This is a genomic window from Bacillus sp. NTK071 (assembly GCF_017303315.1).
Classification (GTDB): Bacteria; Bacillota; Bacilli; order Bacillales; family Guptibacillaceae; genus Guptibacillus.
In genome coordinates, this window is the sequence record NZ_JAFKOI010000001.1 from 527,893 (window position 1) to 549,067 (window position 21,175).

General features: G+C 39.6%; 16 protein-coding genes and 1 riboswitch. Of the genes, 15 read left to right on the top strand and 1 reads right to left on the bottom strand.

Annotated elements, in window-relative coordinates:
* Window positions 1–125: 125 nt before the first annotated feature.
* The 4 genes from JI666_RS02775 (at window position 126) to msrA (ending at window position 4,094) form a co-directional block, all read left to right on the top strand.
* Window positions 126–638: a glycosyl-4,4'-diaponeurosporenoate acyltransferase CrtO family protein gene (locus tag JI666_RS02775; protein ID WP_206888695.1), complete on the top strand. Its 513-nt coding sequence runs from the start codon at window positions 126–128 to the stop codon at window positions 636–638.
* Window positions 625–1,668 (top strand): type 2 isopentenyl-diphosphate Delta-isomerase, encoded by a 1,044-nt coding sequence (fni, locus tag JI666_RS02780; RefSeq protein WP_206888696.1) that lies wholly within the window; start codon window positions 625–627, stop codon window positions 1,666–1,668. The genes JI666_RS02775 and fni overlap by 14 nt, the downstream gene beginning before the upstream one ends.
* A gap of 123 nt (window positions 1,669–1,791) precedes the next feature.
* Complete coding sequence (locus JI666_RS02785; protein WP_206889286.1) at window positions 1,792–3,147, top strand: Na+/H+ antiporter NhaC family protein; 1,356 nt, start codon at window positions 1,792–1,794, stop codon at window positions 3,145–3,147.
* Window positions 3,148–3,233: 86 nt separating this feature from the next.
* Window positions 3,234–3,348, top strand: a riboswitch (SAM riboswitch).
* A gap of 101 nt (window positions 3,349–3,449) precedes the next feature.
* Window positions 3,450–4,094, top strand: a complete 645-nt coding sequence (gene msrA / locus JI666_RS02790; RefSeq protein ID WP_206888697.1) for a peptide-methionine (S)-S-oxide reductase MsrA — start codon at window positions 3,450–3,452, stop codon at window positions 4,092–4,094.
* 307 nt (window positions 4,095–4,401) lie between these two features.
* On the opposite strand, the gene JI666_RS02795 is transcribed toward msrA, so the two are convergent.
* On the bottom strand, window positions 4,402–6,645 hold the full coding sequence (locus JI666_RS02795) for an alpha/beta hydrolase family protein (RefSeq protein ID WP_206888698.1): 2,244 nt from the start codon (window positions 6,643–6,645) through the stop codon (window positions 4,402–4,404).
* A gap of 197 nt (window positions 6,646–6,842) precedes the next feature.
* Between JI666_RS02795 and JI666_RS02800 the strand changes: the two genes are divergently transcribed.
* The 11 genes from JI666_RS02800 to argF all read left to right on the top strand — a co-directional run bounded on the left by JI666_RS02800 (window position 6,843) and on the right by argF (window position 21,129).
* Window positions 6,843–7,208: a VOC family protein gene (locus JI666_RS02800; RefSeq protein WP_206888700.1), complete on the top strand. Its 366-nt coding sequence runs from the start codon at window positions 6,843–6,845 to the stop codon at window positions 7,206–7,208.
* Window positions 7,209–7,343: 135 nt separating this feature from the next.
* A complete protein-coding gene (locus JI666_RS02805; RefSeq protein WP_206888703.1) occupies window positions 7,344–8,171 on the top strand; it encodes an ABC transporter permease subunit in 828 nt (275 codons plus the stop codon).
* A complete protein-coding gene (locus JI666_RS02810) occupies window positions 8,168–9,172 on the top strand; it encodes an ABC transporter permease (protein ID WP_206888706.1) in 1,005 nt (334 codons plus the stop codon). The genes JI666_RS02805 and JI666_RS02810 overlap by 4 nt, the downstream gene beginning before the upstream one ends.
* A gap of 147 nt (window positions 9,173–9,319) precedes the next feature.
* Entirely contained in the window at window positions 9,320–11,467 is a 2,148-nt protein-coding gene (locus tag JI666_RS02815) for a DNA topoisomerase III (protein WP_206888712.1), read from the top strand.
* A 167-nt stretch (window positions 11,468–11,634) separates the two neighbouring features.
* Window positions 11,635–12,672: an N-acetyl-gamma-glutamyl-phosphate reductase gene (gene argC, locus JI666_RS02820; protein ID WP_206888715.1), complete on the top strand. Its 1,038-nt coding sequence runs from the start codon at window positions 11,635–11,637 to the stop codon at window positions 12,670–12,672.
* A gap of 33 nt (window positions 12,673–12,705) precedes the next feature.
* Window positions 12,706–13,932: a bifunctional ornithine acetyltransferase/N-acetylglutamate synthase gene (gene argJ / locus JI666_RS02825; RefSeq protein WP_206889287.1), complete on the top strand. Its 1,227-nt coding sequence runs from the start codon at window positions 12,706–12,708 to the stop codon at window positions 13,930–13,932.
* A complete protein-coding gene (gene argB, locus JI666_RS02830) occupies window positions 13,895–14,734 on the top strand; it encodes an acetylglutamate kinase (protein ID WP_286170542.1) in 840 nt (279 codons plus the stop codon). The genes argJ and argB overlap by 38 nt, the downstream gene beginning before the upstream one ends.
* On the top strand, window positions 14,721–15,893 hold the full coding sequence (argD, locus tag JI666_RS02835; protein ID WP_206888718.1) for an acetylornithine transaminase: 1,173 nt from the start codon (window positions 14,721–14,723) through the stop codon (window positions 15,891–15,893). The genes argB and argD overlap by 14 nt, the downstream gene beginning before the upstream one ends.
* Complete coding sequence (locus tag JI666_RS02840; RefSeq protein ID WP_206888720.1) at window positions 15,890–16,963, top strand: carbamoyl phosphate synthase small subunit; 1,074 nt, start codon at window positions 15,890–15,892, stop codon at window positions 16,961–16,963. Before argD ends, JI666_RS02840 begins: the two co-directional genes overlap by 4 nt.
* Complete coding sequence (carB, locus tag JI666_RS02845) at window positions 16,950–20,153, top strand: carbamoyl-phosphate synthase (glutamine-hydrolyzing) large subunit (protein WP_206888722.1); 3,204 nt, start codon at window positions 16,950–16,952, stop codon at window positions 20,151–20,153. Before JI666_RS02840 ends, carB begins: the two co-directional genes overlap by 14 nt.
* Before the next feature lie 4 nt (window positions 20,154–20,157).
* A complete protein-coding gene (argF, locus tag JI666_RS02850; protein ID WP_206888723.1) occupies window positions 20,158–21,129 on the top strand; it encodes an ornithine carbamoyltransferase in 972 nt (323 codons plus the stop codon).
* Window positions 21,130–21,175: the final 46 nt, after the last annotated feature.

A 21,175-nucleotide genomic window follows, 5' to 3' on the forward strand; every position in this document is an offset into this window, starting at 1 on the left:
GTATAGTGTAGGTATAACTTTTGTAAAGGAATCATAACACCTTGAACGTGCTAGGAGTATGTTCCTAACAGGACTATTACCTTAAATTAGGACATGTAAACCAAACTATGAAATGAGGATTGTCTGTGCAGGTTATCGAATTGTCCATTACCTTACTTATTATCCTAAATATACTTGCGTGGTTAATTATACACGTCGTACTATCTTATATTTGCCTTCGACTGCCAGATTCCTTTTATGAATCAGAAAAATCAGAGATTGATCTAAAAGATTGGGAACTCAAATTGTACAAGATTGTTGGCATTCGTAAATGGAAAACCATCTTACCTGATGGTGGAGGCGTTTTCCGAGGGGGATTCCGAAAGAAAGAGTTAAAAGCATTAACGTCTACTTATATAAACAAGTTTATACTTGAAACGAGACGAGCAGAGCTAACTCACTGGATTTTAATTCCACCAGCTATTTTGTTTTTTCTCTGGAATCCTCCCTTGGTCGGTTGGATAATGGTTGGATATGCTTTGCTCGTTAACCTTCCATTTATTATGATTCAACGGTACAACCGTTATCGATTTAAGCCGATATTAAAAAAACAAATGAAAAGAGAGCAGTACAGGGGGACTTCCAATGAATCATTTTGAATATGATCAAACTGAAAAACGTAAAAATGAACATATTGATATTTGTCTAACACAAGAAGTAGAAGGAAAAGATTTATCAACAGGTCTTGAAAGATATCGGTTTAAACACAATCCATTGCCAGAAATTGATTATAAGGATGTGGACCTTTCAACGACCTTCCTCAATAAAAAAATGGCCACACCTTTTCTTATTAGCTCGATGACAGGCGGAACGAACCGTGCCTGGGAAATTAATCAGCGACTAGCACAGGCAGCAGAGCGACATGGATGGGCGCTTGGTGTTGGATCAATGCGTGCGGCTATTCAAGAATCCCGCTCCGTTTATTCATTCGAAGTGAGAAAGCATGCACCTTCTATTCCAATTCTTGCAAACATTGGTGCTGTTCAACTGAATTACGGCTTCACAATTGAAGAATGCAAACGAGCAATAGATCTTATTCAAGCAGACGCCCTGCTTCTGCACCTTAATCCTCTGCAGGAAGTATTTCAGCCTGAAGGAGACACCAATTTCAAGGATCTAGTAGCGAAAATTAAAGAAGTCGCAAAAGAAATTCCTGTGCCTCTTGGCATTAAAGAGGTTGGAATGGGAATTGATTCTGAAAGTGCGAAACGCTTGATTGACGCTGGAGCTCACTTTATAGATGTAGCAGGAGCTGGTGGAACGTCTTGGATCCAGGTGGAAAGCTATCGAGCACATCAAGAAATGCGAAGACAAGCTGCAGAGGCTTTTCAGGAATGGGGAAATTCTACAGCAGACTGCTTGATTGACGTACGCAAGCACCATTCAGATGTGCCAATTGTGGCGAGTGGAGGGCTAAAAAACGGAGTTGATGCAGCTAAAACCATTGCACTAGGTGCAAATGTAGCTGGTTTTGGTCGTGCTCTTCTTGAGAATGCTGTAGATGACAGCGAACAAGCATTGTCTGATCAGCTTGAACGCATTGAGTTCGAGTTAAGAACCGCCATGTTTGGAATTGGCGCATCATCGATAGCAGATCTACAATTTCATAAAGCATTGCGTAACAGGTAGCCAGAGCGTATGCTCTGGCTTTTTGTATAGCTCGTTCCTCCTAGCGCAAACTAGTAGCGAAGGGGGGAGAATCACTTGGACTGGCTGTCAATCTTACCATTTGTGGTAGTTATCATTGTTGCAATGAAAACGAAACTTGTGATACCTGGTCTTACCGCAGGATTACTAACGGCATCATTTATATATAGAACGGGTCCACTTATAGGACTAGAACAGTTTTACACGTTTATTATGAGCGGGTTGAAAGATGAGAATAACATTAAAATTGTTCTCTTTCTTTATATGTTTACTGGGCTTATTGGAATGATGAAATTCACAGGAGGCATAAAAGGCTTTGTTAACGCTGCTTCTGAGAAAATTAGTACAAAAAAGGGAGCCCTTTTTCTTACATGGATCTCAACACTCGGTACGTTTAGTGCCCCAAGCTTTCGAATCGTTACAGTAGCTCCTATTATGAAAGCTCTTCTTAGTAAAGTGAAAATCACACCACAAGAACTTGGCTTTGTCATTGAGACAACAGCAACACCTGTTATCGTTTTAATGCCAATTGCGACAGCATTTGTTGGCTATATGTCTTCAGTTGTTCAACTTTCCATAAGAGCTGAGGGAATAGAAGGGGACGGCTATCGTTTATTCCTCCAAAGCATTCCATACAATTTTTTCTCAATTAGTATCATAATGATAGGTTTTTATTTAAGCTTTTTCCACCACCGCAAAAAGCCCTCTACTGATGCTGGTAATGCTGAGAAGGAAGTAGACGATCAATGGGAGGATTGTCATCCCGCTGTAGCAAAGAACCTTCCTACAAAACCGTTTAACTTATTAATCCCGCTTGGTGGCGTTATATTACTTACATTGTTACTAACGTATTGGAGTGGTTATCAAAAAGGGTTTACTTCTCCAATCAAAGCGTTCATTGAAGCAAGCGTTCTTGATGCGATGGTCTTTGCACTGCTTACGACTGTTCTCTTAGCATTTGTTTTTTACTTATTTCAGCGCTTCTCACTAAAAGAGCTCGTTACCTTTTTCATTGAGGGAGGTAACGAAATGATGCCGGTGATCGTTTTATTAACTGTCGTATGGGGACTTGCTGCATCGACGGAGGCACTAGGATTTTCAACTTTCGTAACATCAAACCTTGATTGGATTCCAGCACTATTTGTTCCAACTGTTCTTTTTTTAGTTGGAGCATTTATTTCCTATTTTATCGGATCATCGTGGGGAACATGGGGCATTTTAATGCCGCTTGGTGTTTCACTTGGTCATTCCACTGGAACTGATTTGCCACTTGTTATTGGTGCCGTTTTTGCTAGTGGGACATTTGGAGCTTTTTCATCTCCTTTAAGTGACAACACAAACACGGTTGCAAGAATTCTTAAATTGAATCCAATGTCGTATGCTAAATTCAAACTTGGCCCAGCATTAATAGGCGCTGGTACTGCTGCAGTAGGGTATTTTATAATTTCTTTTGTGATTTAGCATACTAATGTGTTCGTTTCTATTGACACTAGTATTAAAAGGATTTATTATTGAAAATAACTTAATAATCCTTTGTTTAAAGGATCTTCTTATTTAGAGAGGTGGAGGGACTGGCCCTTGGAAACCTCGGCAACGGACCGATGAATGTAATGTTCATTAGGAACCGTGCTAATTCCTGCGACGAAAGTCGGAAAATAAGAAGAGGCTCGGAAATTCCAAACCCTCTTCTGTTCTGACAGATGGGGGTTTTTTCGTATGCGCCCACTATCTGGCATCAATTTATTGTAGAGGAGTGACTGGCATTGCATACACTAATAAATAATGAAGCTAAACAACAACTTATTAAGACCCTTCTTTCAAAAGGGATTTACAAGAAGGGGAGTAAGCAGCTTTATATGTTACCACTAAATGAACTAGAGAACATATATAGAAATGAGACTGAAGCTAACAATATAGGAAACGGAGTGGGCACGATGAATTACGCAACATTTGCAGCTGGATGTTTTTGGGGAGTAGAAGCACTTTTTCAACAATTAAATGGGGTTATTTCAACTTCCACAGGTTTTACAGGTGGTGAAACCATCAATCCTTCTTATGAAGATGTATATAAAGAACTAACAGGTCATGCCGAAGCAGTTCATATTGAGTATGATTCAGCACTTATCTCGTATGAGGAACTCCTTGAAGTGTTCTTCGATAATCATAACCCAACTTCATTAAATCGCCAGGGTGAGGATGTTGGTGCAAGATATCGTTCAGCAGTCTTTTTCCATTCTGAAGAGCAGAAATCCGCTGCATTGATTGCAAAAAACACCCTGTCAGCCTCAGGAAGATTCAAGAAACCGATCGTAACACAAATCGTACCAGCTACAGCGTTTTATCGTGCAGAAGAGTATCATCAAAGCTATCTTGCTAAACGTGGTCAGTCTTCTTGCAGAATTTCTTAATACCAAAAGAGGCTGGGACATAAGTAAATAACCATGAGAAAGACCCGAACAATTCATTTGAATCAGATCGGGTCTTTCGTAATTTACAGATAGGAAACAACCGCTTCGCCAACATACTTCGCTTTCCGCGGGCACGGCCTCAGTCTCCTCAGAAAGCAAAAAACGCTTTCCTGCGGGGTCTTCGGACTCGTGCTGTTCCCGCAGGAGTCTACGTATGTTGGCTACGCTAAGGTCTTACTCTTAACATTCAAAATTCGCGATTTCCTTCATGTATTTTAGTTTTGTCCCAGCCTCTTTTTTTACTACTTTAGTTTGTTTGATTAACACCAATTTGGTCGATAAAGATAGTCCCTCCGTTAGGTTGATCGAATTGAAACGTAAGCGAATCTATCTTCTTAACATCTATAGAAGGGTTGTCTTCAATAAAATGTGAAATTGGAATGTTAAATGTTTGAAGAACAGGTTCTGTTGGTTCTCCGTACCGATTCTCTTCGAAGTAAATCGTTTTCGTATGCCTTACAGGTAAAACAGGATGCATAAGCATAATGTCACTTAACAAAACAGTAGCACTCTCACCGTTGCTTGATAATTTAATCGAGAAGTCAACCGGCTCCTGACTTATTTCTTCAGAAAGATTAGCCGCGGTAAAGGTTAAATCACTGTTCTTATTAAAATTAAATGGATCCTGAAGTGGTTTAGAAAAATTCAAGGTATAATGCCCGTTTTTGGAATATGAATCATCCCATTTCAAGAATACACCATGATTTGCTCTTTCTTTATCTCTTCTGTACTCAAGTTCTCCTTCATACCACTGCAATAAACTTCCTGCTGTAACATGAATAAAGGGAGACGATGTACTCGTCACATCAACATCTTCTTCATAATCAGCAAAGATGCTGTAGGAGGGATCTTCGTATTTACTAATATAAGTCGTATTAGGTAACCATCTAAGTGCATACCGGTAATCTTCAAACATCGGAGTAAAGGAATCATCCTCATGTAACGTAGATTCTAAGAAACCAGATACATATGTTTTAGCAATCTGTCGCTGTTCTTCCCCCTTTAATAAAGGCTTCTTATTTAAAAGCAACGTAAAAGGAAAGTACGTGTCATTATCTCCCCATGTTGTATTAAATTGTCCATGATTTGCACGATCAATATAAAGAGCTGCTTTAATGGCATCATCACCGCCAGTTAATTGAATACCGTTATATTGGCGATCTCCCTCGAATTCTGAAAGGTCACTGTCATATGATCCATGAAGTAACAAGTAGTTCACATCATTCATTTCAATTTTTCGGTCGGAAAGTTTTTGATAATCCGTTGGCGCTATGGCTATTACAGTTTGAATAGCGTAATTAAAATCAAAGCGCATAGTCGCATTATTTGGATAACGATCAAGCTTATTAAATTTCGCAGCTAGTATTGCTGCCTGACCGCCACGAGAATGGCCGATTAGAGCGATTTCATTCATATCAACTTTTTGATAAAAAGGCGTATCTTTCTTTTGGTTAAATGACTCGATTTGTTGAAGGTGTTGTAATAGCATCCAGGCTCTTCCGTTGATATCTCCTGCCACGCCTCCTGACCATGATGAATTTAGGAAATTCTCATCAACCGATACGGTGATAAATCCCCTACTTGCAAGTAATTCACCAAGATAGTCGTAACCTTCATCAGAGAAGTCCTCCATTTTGTGGTTTCCGTGAACAATAAGGACAAGAGGAAATTCACCTTTCCCTTCTGGCATCCAAACTCTGCCGTTAAGAGGAACATTTGTGTCTTTGAATCCCCAGAACCTTTCACGTGCTTTTGACCATTCGCCAATCATTGGGGAAGCATTGACAGACTGAGTCTTTAAATCCACTTGCTTACTGAATTCCTTTCGTTGTTTATCGTTGCCACTTCCATACGTAAATGTTTGAACAGAGTAGTTACCGCTACTTGCTGGGTTAGAGCTAACAGGCGAAAGAGGTTTTACTGCTATTTGAGAGCGGTAATCTTCAAAGCCAGGTGTGAACAGCCAGTAGAAAAAAACACCGGATGCGATTAAGCCAATAGTGAGTAAAACGATAGATACTGGTTTCTTTAGACCCTTCGTTAGAGGATAACCAACTAATCCACCAATACCAATGCCAACAACAAGCAATGTATAGGCTAAGGGAAGAATGTTATCGAGTTGTCTGTACTGATCTAATGTATAAATGATAATAAAGGCTGAAACTAGGATGCTTGCGATGAACAACGACGGTAGTTTCTTAATAAAGCCAACGATGATTACACCGATTTTAACAGCTAACCATGTTCCCGGAATCGCGATTAGTGTAAATATACCAATGTCTATTGCTTTCCCTAAGCCGGTATGAAAATCGAAACCCATTGAGATAATGAGTAGCATTGTCATGAAAATGGCTCCATAAGACGAACCTTTCCAAGTTGCTTTCGAAAAGGACTGAACTAGGTAGAGGCTTTTTTGCGTATAGATTTTAAAAATCTTTCTTTTATGATGGGTTGTTCTACGTGTTACCTCATATTCAGGTTCTTGATTCACACGAATCCTCCATTTCACTGCATGATTGTATTATTATATCAAAACCACATTCTACTTAGGGTACTAGAGAGTGGTTTTCACCATAGAAACTCCATCATTTTCGTGAAAAATTGAAGGGGATGAATCCTTTTTATGGAATTTTATAGGTTGTAGAGAAATCTTTTAGATAAATGACATCATTTTAAGGAGGAAATTTAGTGTTAAATCAGGTGTGTGTACTAACAGTTAAGGTAAAGGAAATGAAAGAATCGCTCTCATTTTATACGGAGATGTTCAATTTTACAGTATCAAAAAAGTATAGTGATAAGATTGTGAGTCTTGTACATAAGAATATCCCGATTGTCTTAGAAGAGGACCCTTCAATCAATTTGTCAGAGTCGAAGAATGTTCTGCTTGGTATTTCTTCAGAGAATATCGATTATGATTTCAAACTTTTAAAAGAACGAGGTGCTAACGTCCTATTTGATGAACCGAAGCCTTGTCCACCAGGTCTTTATTTTATCGTTGAAGATCCATCTGGCAACCAGATTGAGGTTGTTGAATTCACAAATGAGGATCAATAGGTAATCAATTATATGTTCAAAACTTACGCTGTCCGTTCACTCATTCAATTTTCCTTAACGTCAATTGGAATCATGTTGATAGGTTCACTTCCTTACCTTCTTTTCAATATGGAATCGCAATTGGACGTCTTAAAAATGGTAGATCGAAAGGAATTAACAAATACGCTTTTTATCTACGATACAATCGTCCTCAACTTTGAAGAATATTTAAAACACATGATGACAATGTTAAACCTGCTTTTTACTGATAATACGATTCAATATTACGAGCGAGGAAGAGAGCTACCATTGTTCCCTGAATTTTTTGATGCGTATCTTCAATCAATGGTTTATCTTTTGGCTTCGCTTACCTTAGCACTAGTGTTAGGAGTCCTACTCACAATTCTCACAATGTTGCTTCCAAAAGAGAAGAGAGCTCTACCTAAAGGAGTCCTGTTTGTTCTTGAGTCGCTTCCAGACATATTTGTTATATTGATTACGCAATTGACTATTATTTGGATTTACAAAGTATCAGGTATTCTTCTATTTAATATTGCTAGTGGATACAATGACCGAGCCATTTTGCTTCCGATTGTTGTATTAGCTCTTCTACCTGCTTTATACATCTTTAAATACTTATTAGTCTCATTTGAAGATGAGGAACAGCAGTTATATGTTGAGCTAGCAAGAGGAAAAGGATTAAAGCGAAGCAAAATCTTAGTGGTCCATATTTTTAGAAATTCTATATTAACGTTATTTAACCACTTTAAAGGCATTTTTCTTTTTGCATTAGCAAATTTGGTGATGCTTGAGGTTATTTTTGAAGTAAGAGGATTCATGACGTTTGTTATTAACCACGGCGTGTTAAACCCTGAAATTGTAACCATTGCCTTATTTATGATATTCATTCCTACTTTTTTATTCTTTACTTGTATGCAATGGATACTAGAGCGATGGTTGCATGTTAAGGGGGAGCTGATATGAGAAAGATATCGTTACTACGTAATAAACCTTTACTTGGCGGTGGATTGTTTATTGTATTATTGCTTATTGGGAGCATCTTGTATGGTTTGTTTTTCGATCCACAAGAGCCCCAAAAAGTTCTGCTTGATGAGAACAATAATGCTGTTGCACTTGCTCCTTTTCCGCCGTCACCAAAATTCCCACTAGGTAGTGACCTTGATGGCAAAAACTTATTGCTTAACATTCTTGAGGGGGCAAAATTCACGGTAGGCTTATCCATCCTCGTTGCATTTTTTCGAATGGTCGTTTCATTTGTTGGAGGATATATATTGTACCTTCTTCCAGGATCATTCCGAAGAATATTAGATGGTCTTGCTAACGCTTTGCATTACGCACCTGTAACGATTTTTACCTACGTACTAATAGCACCTGTCATCTTAAGCTTCAGCTGGAGTTATGACACATCAACGAAAGTGATTTTTCCGATGCTAGTACTTATCTTAATCAGCGTTCCGGTTTTATCACTTTATGTTCAAAATGAACTTCATCTTATTGCAGAAAAGGAGTTCATTGAAAGTGCTAAAGTGATGGGAGGGAGTCATTTTCAAATTTTTCGCAAACATATGGCACCGTTTCTATACCCTAAATTATTTGTTGTTTTTATTCAACAAGTCGGTCAGGTGCTGATTGTTTTTGCGCATCTCGGTCTTCTGAATGTGTTTATTGGTGGATCGGATATTCGAATTATGGATTACGATTATGATACGGGTGAAGCTACTATTGAAGTCTTCTCTATGTCCAATGAATGGGCAGGGTTGATTGCACAAAACTTTCAATATGTATCATCCTTTCCCTGGATGGTTCTTGCCCCTGTTACGGCTTTTGCCTTAACAATTCTAGCGGTTAATAGTATTGTATATGGGTTAACGCATACGTATACTTATCGCAAACGTAGGAAAAAAAGCAGTGAATCTTCCACACATCACGTTATCCGAGAAGATAGTTTTCATATGAAAGGTTAATAGTGGTAAAGTGAAGTACTGATCTTATGGATTGGTACTTCTTTTTCCCATGAATGAAAGACATGCTACCAAATGCGATCAAGTGTACGCTATACTAATAAAGAGAATAGATGATGCGCGCATCATGTTCAGGGAGGAATGTTTTGATTGGCAGCAGTATGTATTATCGCGGAAAAGCCAGATCAGGGAACGCGTCTCGCAGCGCCTTATCCGTCAGAAAAGAAACAAGGATATATTTACATAAAACCAAATCCAGATTTCCCAGAAGGTGCCTATATGACTTGGGCTGTTGGTCACCTTTGTGAACTTGTACCACCAGAAACATATGAGTCATCATGGAAGAAATGGTCACTACAAACATTACCTATGATTCCGCAGCAATTTCAATATCAAGTCACAAAAGGAAAGTGGAAGCAGTTTAAAGTTATTAAAGAATTAGTGAATAAGAAGGAAGTTCGCTCCATCATTCATGCCGGAGATGCTGGGAGAGAAGGAGAGTTGATCGTTCGCACCATTCTCAATCAGGCGGGATGTAAAAAGCCAATGAAGCGGTTATGGATATCCTCGCTAACTGAGCGAGCAGTAAAAGAAGGTTTTAACGCACTACTTGATGAGGAGAAAACGCGCAACTTATATTTTGAGGCTTATGCGAGGTCATGTGCAGACTGGGTCATCGGCATAAATGCTTCCCGTGTCTACACGCTCCTTTTTAAACAAAAGGGTGTACAGGATGTTTTTTCTGCAGGAAGAGTGCAAACACCTACACTTGCATTGGTTGTAAAAAGAGAAAAAGAAATTGCGGATTTTAAATCAGAACCATTCTGGGAAGTGAAGGGGACATTCAATTACAGTGGAAAAGTTGTTGTCGGGAAATGGATTAAGGATGACCAAACTCGAATTGAATCACCCGAAATGGCTAGTAAAATCGCTCAATTTTGTCAGGACAAAGACTGTATAGCCAGTGATGTTAAAAAGGAACGAAAGCAATACAAGCCTCCATTTCTGTTCCAACTTTCATCACTACAATCGACAGCAAACAAACGGTATAAGTTTTCACCTAAAAAAACGCTAGACATTGCTCAGAAGCTCTATACGAAGGGAATCATCTCATATCCCCGAAGTGATTCTAGTTTTGTCACAAAAGATGAGGCTGCAGAGTTTCCGTCGATTCTATCAAAACTGCAAAAGCAGTCAGCATACAAAGATCTATTTCCTCTAAAGCGTGATTCAATTATGGATGATAAACGGTTTGTCAATGCAGCTAAAGTTAGCGATCATTATGCCATCATCCCAACTGAGCAGGTTCCAAATATGGATAAACTATCAGGTGATGAAGCGAAAATTTATGACTTAATCGCAAGAAGTCTTCTAGCAGCACATGAAGAAGTCGCTATTGTTGATTATACAACGTTAATGACACTTGTAGATGATCGTGCTTTATTTCAATCTAAAGGTCAGGTTCGCATCCAAGAGGGTTGGCAACGTATTATTAATTCAACACAAAAAGATGAAGAGTTGCCTCCGATCGAAAAAGATGAAAATGGTAAGGTAGTATCTGCAGAAGTTACTGAAGGGAAAACACAGCCTCCTAAACGATTTACTGAAGGTCAGTTAATTACGATGATGAAAACCGCAGGCAGGCATCTTGAGGATGAATCGCTTGAGAAAATTCTAAAAGATACGGAAGGTTTAGGAACAGAAGCAACAAGGGCCGGAATAATTACAATGCTAAAAGACCGGAAATACATCGACGTAGTAAAAAACCAGGTGTTTGCAACGGATAAAGGAATTTTACTCATTGATTCAATCGGAAATGCCGTATTATCCAGTGCAGAAATGACAGCGAAATGGGAGCAGCGGTTGAAACAAATAGGAAGTGGAGATGCTTCTCCGCAAGCCTTTATGGAATCTGTTAAAAAGCTTGCTGCTAAATTAACGTCGGATGCAATTGAAGCTTCTGGAACGTGGGATTTAAAGGATATTAAAATTGAACCTTCTACGGTTTCCAAAAAGGCTCTAGGTAAAAAAATTGGGGAATGCCCACTATGTGGATCTGAAGTCATTGACAAAGGGAAGTTGTATGGCTGTAGCAACTATTCAAAATCCAAATGTCCGTTTACGATATCAAAAAGGATTCTTGGCAAACCAATCTCCCAAACCAATGCTAAGAAACTACTAACAGACGGCAAAACAAACGTAATCATTGGACTGAAAAGTAAAAAAGGAACGTTTGACGCAGCACTTGTTTGGAGTTCCACTGAAAAGAAAATAACGTTTGATTTTGCAAAAAAATAGCTTCTTCAAGAACATGCTCAGTACGCTGAGCATGTTCTTTTATAGTTTTATCAGTAGAACGTAATGTATTAATCAAAAATAAATATATTATTTTCTGAAACCTGTTGTATATATATTCTTTAGTATGTATAATCATACAATAAGAAAAGAAAGAGGGAGTGGAATTAGTGAAAGCAGGTATTGTCGGTGCCAGCGGTTACAGCGGTCTAGAATTGATCCGTTTATTGCTTGGACACCCTGAAGTAGAAATTAAAACGATCGTATCTCCATCTAATGTAGGTTCTAAACTAAATGATGTATTCCCTCACCTAACGAATATACACAATTGTGAATTTGATGCTCTAGATGTTAACGATCTAGCATCTAAAGTAGATGTCGTGTTTTTTGCTACACCTGCTGGAATTAGCAGTAAGTCCATTCCATCCCTTCTAGAGAGAGGAGTCCCATGTATCGACTTGTCGGGGGACTTTCGATTAAAGGGAGATGGGTTATACGAAGAATGGTATAAACATTCATCACCCCCTGCACATGCTTTAAAGCAAGCAGTCTACGGATTATCAGAATTTTATCCAGAGGAGATTGCGAATGCGAACTTGATTGCAAATCCGGGGTGCTATCCGACAGCTTCTCTTCTCGGCATTCTTCCTATTATCCAACAGGAATGGGTAGACCCAAATTCACTGATTATTGATGGTAAATCCGGACTTTCTGGTGCAGGTCGTAAAACAAGCCTTGAATCACACTTCTCAGAAGTGAATGAGAATGTTTCTGCCTATAAGCTTGGAAAACACCAGCACATTCCTGAAATTGAACAACTGCTTTCAATGCAAATCGAAAAAGAAATTCAGCTGACGTTTTCAACACATCTCATTCCGCTAACAAGAGGGATGATGTGTAGCATGTATATGAATCTACTAACTGATAAAACAACTAACGAAGTGATTGAGCTATACCAATCATTCTATGAAAATCATCCATTTATTCGTATTATGCCTGAAGGAAAATGGCCAACACCAAAGGGCGTTGCAGGATCTAATTACTGTGACATCGGCTTCTCGGTAGACAAGAGAACAAACCGGGTTACGGTAATATCTGTGATTGATAATTTAATGAAAGGTGCGGCCGGTCAGGCTGTTCAAAATATGAATTTACGATTTGGTTTTGCCGAAACAGAAGGTCTAACGCTTTCACCAGTGTTTCCATAAGTTTACGAATAGAAAGGATTGAACTTTGTGGCAATGACAACTGCAAGTGAGGAACTTTTTACTAAGGTAACAGAAGGCACAGTTACATCTCCAAAAGGATTTGAGGCAGGAGGATTTCATGCTGGGTTAAAGCGAAAGCGTAAAGATCTTGGCTGGATTAAGTCGAATGTTCCAGCAGTTGCAGCGGGGGTTTTCACGTTGAATACCTTCCAGGCGCCTCCATTGAAAGTAACGAAAGAGAGTCTATCTGGGGGACTACTGCAAGGTATTATTGTAAACTCTGGAAATGCAAATGCTTTTACTGGCAAAAAGGGACTTGAAGATGCTTATGAAATGCGCAAACAATTTGCAGAAGTGATGGATATAAAAGAAGCACAAACAGCTGTTACATCAACAGGTGTAATCGGCGAATTTTTACCGATGGAAGCTATTGCTAAAGGAATAAAGCAAATTCCAAATTACGAAGAAATGACATGCGGAAGTGATTTTGCTGAAGCCATTGTGACGACGGATACCATAACAAAGGAAATTGCAGTTACATGCGAGATAGACGGGAAGATGATTACGATTGGAGGTGCAGCTAAAGGTTCAGGGATGATTAAGCCGAATATGGCAACAATGCTTGCTTTTGTTACAACAGATGCAAAAGTGGAAACGGAGGCACTTCAAACAGCACTGAGTACGGTAACAGATCGTACCTACAATATGATTACAGTAGATGGAGAAACGAGCACAAATGATATGGTACTTCTTTTAGCAAACGGTCAAGCAGAAAATAAGGTATTGTCAGCAACTCATCCTGATTGGAAGACATTCTTACATTCACTAGAGTTTGTTTGTCAGCAATTAGCCAAAATGATTGCAAAAGATGGCGAGGGTGCAACTAAGCTCGTTGAAGTGCATGTAAAGGGAGCACAAACGAATAATGGAGCTAAAGCAATAGCGAAATCGATTGTAGGCTCTAGTCTTGTTAAAACAGCCATTTATGGAACAGATGCGAACTGGGGGCGAATCGTTTGTGCGATTGGGTACAGCGGTGAATCAGTTCAAGAAGAATCGCTCTCCATATCACTAGGTGGAATTAAAGTAGTTGATCATGGAATAACTACTAAATTTAGTGAAGAAGAAGCAAAGAGCTACTTAGAAAATGAAAACATTCATATTTATGTTGACTTGGGTAACGGAACCAAAGAAGCGACAGCATGGGGGTGTGATCTTACTTATGACTATGTCAGAATCAATGCCTCCTACAGAACATAATAGATTGAAGTATTTCGTTATCAAATGTGGAGGAAGTATTTTAGATCAACTTCCAGACGAATTCTATCAGGATCTTATTAAACTCAAATCTTATGACATCTATCCAGTGCTTGTACATGGTGGTGGTCCAGAAATATCGCATATGCTTCATAAGTTATCGATTGAGACTACTTTTATTGATGGATTACGCGTAACGACTGATCAAATGGTTGATACAGTTGAAATGGTTCTGAGCGGTAAAATTAATAAGCTGCTTGTCAGGAACATCCACCGTGCTGGAGGGAAAGCGATTGGTATAAGCGGTGTAGATGGAGGGATGTTTCGTTGTAAACAGACTGATCAAGCGCTTGGTCGAGTAGGCGAAGTGACTCATGTGGATCGATCTTTAATTGAACAGCTGTCTATTTCAGGTTACATACCTGTTATCTCTCCGATTAGTATGGATGACCATGGAAATTCGCTCAATATTAATGGAGATGAAGCTGCGTCTGCTGTTGCACAATCATTACATGCAGAGATATGTCTTGTGAGTGATATTCCTGGCATTTACAAAGAAATAAATGGTGAAAAAGTTGTTTTTAGATCTTTAGATGAAATTAGGATTACAAAGTTAATAGAAGAAGGCACAATATCAGGTGGTATGATCCCGAAAGTGAAAGGTGCGGTTGCTGCCCTTTCTGATCAAGTGTCTTCCGTGATTATTCTTGATGGAAGAGAAAAGAACGCTCTACAAAAAGCTGTCTCTAATGAACAGATAGGCACTAGGATTGTGCGAAAGGAGCTTACAAATGTCACCAACTGAAACCTCGCAAACTAGCATTATGAGAACGTACAATCGTCTTCCAATCACTGCAGTGAAAGGTGATGGAAGCTTCCTATACGAAGCAAACGGCATGAAATTTCTAGACTTCACCTCAGGGATTGCAACGTGTAACCTCGGTCACCAGCCAAATTCAGTAAAAAAAGCTGTCACAGATCAGTTAGATCTGCTTTGGCATTGCTCTAATTTATATCACATTCCGAAACAACAGGAGCTTGCAGACCTGCTTACCGAAAAAAGCTGTTTTGATCAAGTGTTTTTCTGTAACAGTGGAACAGAAGCCAACGAAGCGGCCATTAAACTAGTTAGAAAATGGAGTGACAACGAAACGATTGTCACGTTTACAAAGTCATTCCACGGAAGGACGCTCGGATCTCTCTCAGCTACTGCACAAACAAATTTGCAAGAAGGCTTTGGTTCTATGTTGGAAGGATTCCATTACCTTCCTTATAATGAATTTGAGAGTTTAGCAGAAATCGAGGAACAGAAACCAGCAGCTGTCATGTTTGAGCTTGTACAAGGAGAGGGCGGTGTTCGACCGGCAGATCAACAGTGGGTCTCAAAACTTGTTGAGATTTGTCAGTCAAACAATATCCTACTTGTAGTGGATGAGGTTCAAACTGGAATGGGCAGAACGGGAACCCTATTCGCGCATGAGCAATATGGGTTTGAACCTGACATTATGACACTTGCTAAAGGACTTGGATCAGGATTTCCGATTGGCGCGATGCTTGCTAAGGAAAGCGTAGGATCTGCTTTTGGTCCTGGGGCTCATGGGAGTACGTTTGGAGGAAATCCTCTTGCATCAGCAGCAGCTGTTGAAACGGTTAAGCAGGTATCTTCTCTATTGCCTGAAGTTAACGAGACATCAACTTATCTTATAAGTGAATTAAAAAACATTTCAGAACAGTGTACATCGATATTAGAAGTAAGAGGACTTGGTTTGCTCATTGGAATTGAAGTGAAAGAAGCAGCACCGTATATGACGAAACTGAGAGAAAAAAGTGTGCTGGTTTTAACGGCTGGTGCTTCAGTACTTCGGATCCTTCCACCATTAAATGTGACTAAAGAAGAAGTGAATAACTTTTTGAACGTTTTAACAGAAGTTTTTCAGGCAGCGGAGGAGGGTGAACAGCAATGAAAAAAGGCTATCTCGCTCTTGAAAACGGAGCGGTGTTTGAAGGTGTCCTAATAGGGGATCTCGAGGCCACAGGAGAAGTGGTTTTTAATACGAGCATGACTGGTTATCAGGAAATCGTGACTGATCCCTCCTATGCAGGGCAAATTATAGTTTTTTGCTATCCACAGATTGGAAATTATGGAATGAATGATTTTGATAGTGAAAGTGAGCATCTCCATCTTCACGGTGTCGTAACAGGTGAGCAATGTGAAACGCCTAGTCACTACCTATCTAATAATTCGTTCTCGAATGGACTCGCGCAAAAACATATCCCTTCATTAACTGGAGTGGACACACGAGCTCTTGTAAAGATGCTTAGAGATCATGGAACGATGAAGGGTAAAATACTGACCGAATTGCCAGTAGCGGAGATCGACTGGCATGGTGGTGACTCGTATGTTCCTCTTGTGTCAGTTAAAGAATTCAAGCATTTTCCAAATAACGGTCCACATATTGTATTGATTGATTTCGGCTATAAGAAGTCAATTTTAACGGCACTACAATCTATTGGGTGCGCGGTCACTGTTGTTCCTTATAATACAACGTTAGATCAGCTTCTTGATCTAAATCCCGATGGAGTTGTTTTAAGCAATGGACCAGGTGATCCTGAAGCTTTATCCGCAAGTTACGAAACGATACGTATCATAAGTGAAATGTATCCGGTTTTCGGAATATGTCTTGGTCACCAACTTCTAGCTCTAGCTCATGGTGCTTCTACTCGAAAGCTTTCGTTTGGGCATCGAGGATCAAATCATCCTGTTAAGCACGTAGAAACGGGTAAGGTGTATATGACTTCTCAGAACCATGGGTATGAAGTAGTGCAAGATAGTCTTATAGATACTGGCCTCAAAACAACTTTTATGAACTTGAATGATGGAACGGTGGAAGGATTGACGCATGAGAAATACAACATCCAATCAGTGCAATTCCATCCTGAAGCACATGCAGGACCATCAGATACGGCGTATTTATTTGAAGTTTTTATGCAGCAGATTACAAGAACAGGAGACCAGCATTATGCCTTTACGTAAAGAGTTAAAAAAAGTAGTGATTCTAGGTTCCGGTCCGATTGTCATTGGTCAGGCAGCAGAATTTGATTATGCTGGTACGCAAGCTTGTCTTGCTCTTAAAGAAGAAGGAATTGAAGTCGTCTTAATCAATAGTAACCCTGCAACAATTATGACGGATAAATCTATTGCTGATCATGTTTATATGGAGCCAATGACGATTGATTATGTAGAAGAAATTCTACGAAAGGAAAAACCTGATGGCATTATAGGAACACTTGGAGGGCAAACAGGACTGAATCTTGTTGTGCAACTATATGAAAAAGGAATTCTCGAGAAGTTAAACGTTGAGCTTCTTGGAACGTCAGTTGAATCAATTCAAAATGGCGAAGACCGTGAGAAGTTCAGACAAATGATGATTGACATCGGAGAACCAGTACCTGAATCTAAAATTGCTGTAACTGGAGACGAAGCTTTAACTTTTGCTAATGAAATTGGTTATCCAATTATGGTACGTCCTGCCTATACGATGGGTGGTGAAGGAGGCGGTTTTGCTGCAAATGATCACGAGTTGCTTGAGATTGTGGAACGAGGACTAGCGTTAAGTCCAATTTCGCAAGTTCTTATTGAGAAAAGCATGCTCGGATGGAAAGAAATTGAGTATGAAGTAATGCGTGATGAAAACGACACATGCATGATCGTGTGCAACATGGAAAATATGGACCCAGTTGGGATTCACACCGGAGATTCAATTGTTGTTGCACCTTCACAGACGTTAAATGATTACCAGTATCAAATGCTTCGTAATGTTTCCTTGAAAGTGATTCGCTCTCTTAATGTGATTGGAGGATGCAATATTCAACTTGGGTTAAATCCTGAATCCAACGATTATTACATTATTGAAGTTAATCCAAGGGTAAGTCGCTCATCAGCTCTCGCTTCTAAAGCGACAGGTTATCCGATTGCTCGAATGGCGGCAAAATGTGCGATCGGTTATACACTTGATGAACTTCCAAACCCTATTACTGGAACGACGTTTGCAGCTTTCGAACCAGCGCTCGATTACCTAGTCGTTAAAATACCGAGATTCCCATTCGATAAATTTCCTGAAGGTGATCGAGGTCTTGGAACCCAAATGAAAGCAACAGGAGAAGTAATGGCGATTGATCGAAGCTTTGAGGGGGCTTTAAACAAAGCGATTCGTTCCTTGGAAAATGGTCTTTATTCATTAACGAAAAATTTTTACCAAAATGTCAGTACAGAAAATTTAGATTATCAACTGCAACATCCTACAGACGAAAGGCTTTTTTTAATTAGTGAAGCTTTTCGTAGAGGTTATTCTGTAGAGCACGTAAAGTCCCTTACAGCGATTGACAACTGGTTTCTTGATAAAGTGAAGCGAATCGTAGACGCTGAAATGATGTTGAAAAATATAACCGACCTGAACGAAGAATTGTTATTGAGCTCCAAGCGTTTAAACATAAGTGATTCGTTCATCGCTGAAGCTATCGGAAAAACGATTGATACTGTTATTGAGATGAGTAAGAATGCAGGTATTAATCGTGGAATGAAACAAGTCGATACGTGCGCAGGTGAATTTGAAGCGGTGACGCCTTACTTCTATTCCACTTTTCTAGGAAACGATGAACTAGAGGTGGTCAGTGATCCAGCTATTCTCGTGCTTGGTTCTGGGCCGATTCGAATTGGTCAGGGTGTCGAATTTGACTATTGCTCTGTTCATGCGGCTCAAGCAGTGAAAAAGTTAGGGTACCGAGCAGTGGTCATGAATAATAATCCTGAAACAGTGAGTACAGACTACAGCATCGCAGATTGCCTTTACTTTGAACCACTTTCTCTAGAAGACGTTCTTGCGGTTATCGAGAAAGAGAATGTTGTTGGTGTAGCGGTTCAATTTGGTGGTCAAACAGCCGTTAATCTCGCTGAGGAGCTTCATGAACGAGGCGTACCGATTCTAGGAACACCAGTTGAGAACATCAATAAGGTGGAAGACCGGGATCAATTTTATCAATTGTTGAACTCACTATCAATTCCATATATAGAAGGAAGAATGGCATATAAAGCTGATGAAATGGAGCAGCTTGCTGAAGAACTAGGGTTTCCGATCATCGTGAGGCCATCTTACGTTATTGGGGGACAAAATATGTTTATCTTCCGGAACTTAGATGAGTTGAAAAAGTACACGAAGAAGCTAGGTTCAAGTTCAAAAAAAATGTGGCCATTTCTGCTTGATCGTTATGTGGAAGGCGTTGAATGTGAAGTCGATGTGATCTGTGATGGTAAATCAGTTGCCATACCAGGTATCATGGAACACCTTGAGCGAGCGGGAGTCCATTCTGGAGATAGCACCGCGATTTACCCACCTCTTTCTATTACGAAAAAACAGAAGGAAGTCATCACCCAATACTCTGAGAAGTTATCACGAGCACTCGAATGTCGTGGGCTTATGAATATTCAATTTGTGATTGATGAAGATATCATTTACGTTCTTGAAATAAATCCAAGATCTTCACGAACCGTTCCTGTTATGAGTAAAGTAACCAATGTCCCAATGGTCGAATGGGCGATTAAGTCTCAACTACAACCAAACTCACTCGAATTAACAGGGCTTTTAGAAGAAAAACCTTATTACACAGTGAAATTCCCGATTTTCTCAAAGGGAAAGTTAAAAAACGTCGATCATGTATTAGGACCTGAAATGAAGTCAACTGGTGAAGTTCTTGCTATAGCAAGAAACAAAGAGGAGGCGCTTAGTAAAGCTGTATTATCGACATGGGATACAGAGGTACTACCTTCAAAAATTCTTTGTTCAATAAGTGAAGAACATAAAGAAGCTGCGTCAAAAGTAATATCAAATCTCCCTGAAAAGGGTGTAGAAATATTTGCAACCCCTGGCACCGCTCATTATTTAAGCAAAAAAGGAATTCAGACGATTCTCATTCAAAAAGAGTTGGGTGAGGTAGAGAAATTGATGAAAGAAGGACTTGGAGCTGTTATATCCATTCCCACGACCGGAAGAGAAAAGGAACGTTCAGGCTTTCAAATCAGAGCGCTTGCAACACGTTATAAAATTCCATGCTTTACTCATATCGACACTCTTCAGCTTCTAGATTTAGCTGGATTAAAGACGATGGAAGTGATGAGTCTTCAGGATTGGCACCAGATGGAGAAGAATACAATCGGACAGAAAGGATGATTAGATGTTTCAATCAATACAGAAAGAAGATACTGAAATTGAAGAAGGGATGAAAGGGAAGGATTTTCTTACCCTGGATCAGTTTTCAGCAGAAGAAATTCATTACCTTTTAAAAGAAGCAGTTGAAATGAAAAAGTTACAAAAACAGGGCATACCTCATGAGGAACTAAAGGGGAAAGTCCTCGGGATGATCTTTGAAAAGTCATCAACCAGGACGCGCGTCTCATTTGAAGTAGCCATGTTGCAACTTGGAGGGCATGCACTATTCTTAAGTTCGAAAGATATTCAGCTTGGAAGAGGCGAGACGATAGAGGATACGGCACAAGTGCTTTCGGGATATCTTGATGGTGTTATGATTCGAACTTTTGGTCATGAGACCATTGAACGCTTTGCTAAAGCATCATCAATTCCAGTTTTTAATGGATTGACGGATACACACCATCCTGCACAGATCCTTGCCGATTTGCTTACGATTATGGAACGTAAAGGTGAGTTATGCGGGTTGAAAGCAGCTTATTTCGGTGATGGGAATAATGTGGCTCATTCATTAATAGAAGGTGCAGCTAAAGTTGGGATGCATTTTACCATTGCCTGTCCACCTGGATATGAACCAGACGAAGCGATCTTATCTAAAGCAAAAGAAGTTGGAAAAAAGACTGGCGCAGTTATTAACGTTACCCAAAATCCTTTCGAGGCTGTGAAGGATGCGGACGTGTTAATGACAGATGTATGGGCCAGTATGGGGCAAGAAGAAGAACAAGAAGAACGTGAAGGAGTATTTGAACAGTATCAAGTTAATAAGGAGCTATGCATAAACGCGAATGAAAATTACATCTTTATGCATTGCCTGCCCGCACACAGAGGAGAAGAGGTTACAGGAGAAATCATTGATGGTCCACACTCTGTTGTATTCGAGGAAGCAGAAAATCGTCTTCATGCTCAAAAAGCTCTTTTAAAACTTTTATTAAAAAGTTAAAAATTTTTAATGCATTTTGAATAAATATACGTTATCATATATATTA

Excerpts from the sequence above, each read along its gene's own strand:
- fni (WP_206888696.1), top strand. The coding sequence starts at position 625 with ATGAATCATTTTGAATATGATCAAACTGAAAAACGTAAAAATGAACAT.
- JI666_RS02785 (WP_206889286.1), top strand. The coding sequence starts at position 1,792 with ATGAAAACGAAACTTGTGATACCTGGTCTTACCGCAGGATTACTAACG.
- JI666_RS02805 (WP_206888703.1), top strand. The coding sequence starts at position 7,344 with ATGGTAGATCGAAAGGAATTAACAAATACGCTTTTTATCTACGATACA.
- JI666_RS02810 (WP_206888706.1), top strand. The coding sequence starts at position 8,168 with ATGAGAAAGATATCGTTACTACGTAATAAACCTTTACTTGGCGGTGGA.
- argJ (WP_206889287.1), top strand. The coding sequence starts at position 12,706 with ATGACAACTGCAAGTGAGGAACTTTTTACTAAGGTAACAGAAGGCACA.
- argB (WP_286170542.1), top strand. The coding sequence starts at position 13,895 with ATGACTATGTCAGAATCAATGCCTCCTACAGAACATAATAGATTGAAG.
- argD (WP_206888718.1), top strand. The coding sequence starts at position 14,721 with ATGTCACCAACTGAAACCTCGCAAACTAGCATTATGAGAACGTACAAT.
- JI666_RS02840 (WP_206888720.1), top strand. The coding sequence starts at position 15,890 with ATGAAAAAAGGCTATCTCGCTCTTGAAAACGGAGCGGTGTTTGAAGGT.
- carB (WP_206888722.1), top strand. The coding sequence starts at position 16,950 with ATGCCTTTACGTAAAGAGTTAAAAAAAGTAGTGATTCTAGGTTCCGGT.
- argF (WP_206888723.1), top strand. The coding sequence starts at position 20,158 with ATGTTTCAATCAATACAGAAAGAAGATACTGAAATTGAAGAAGGGATG.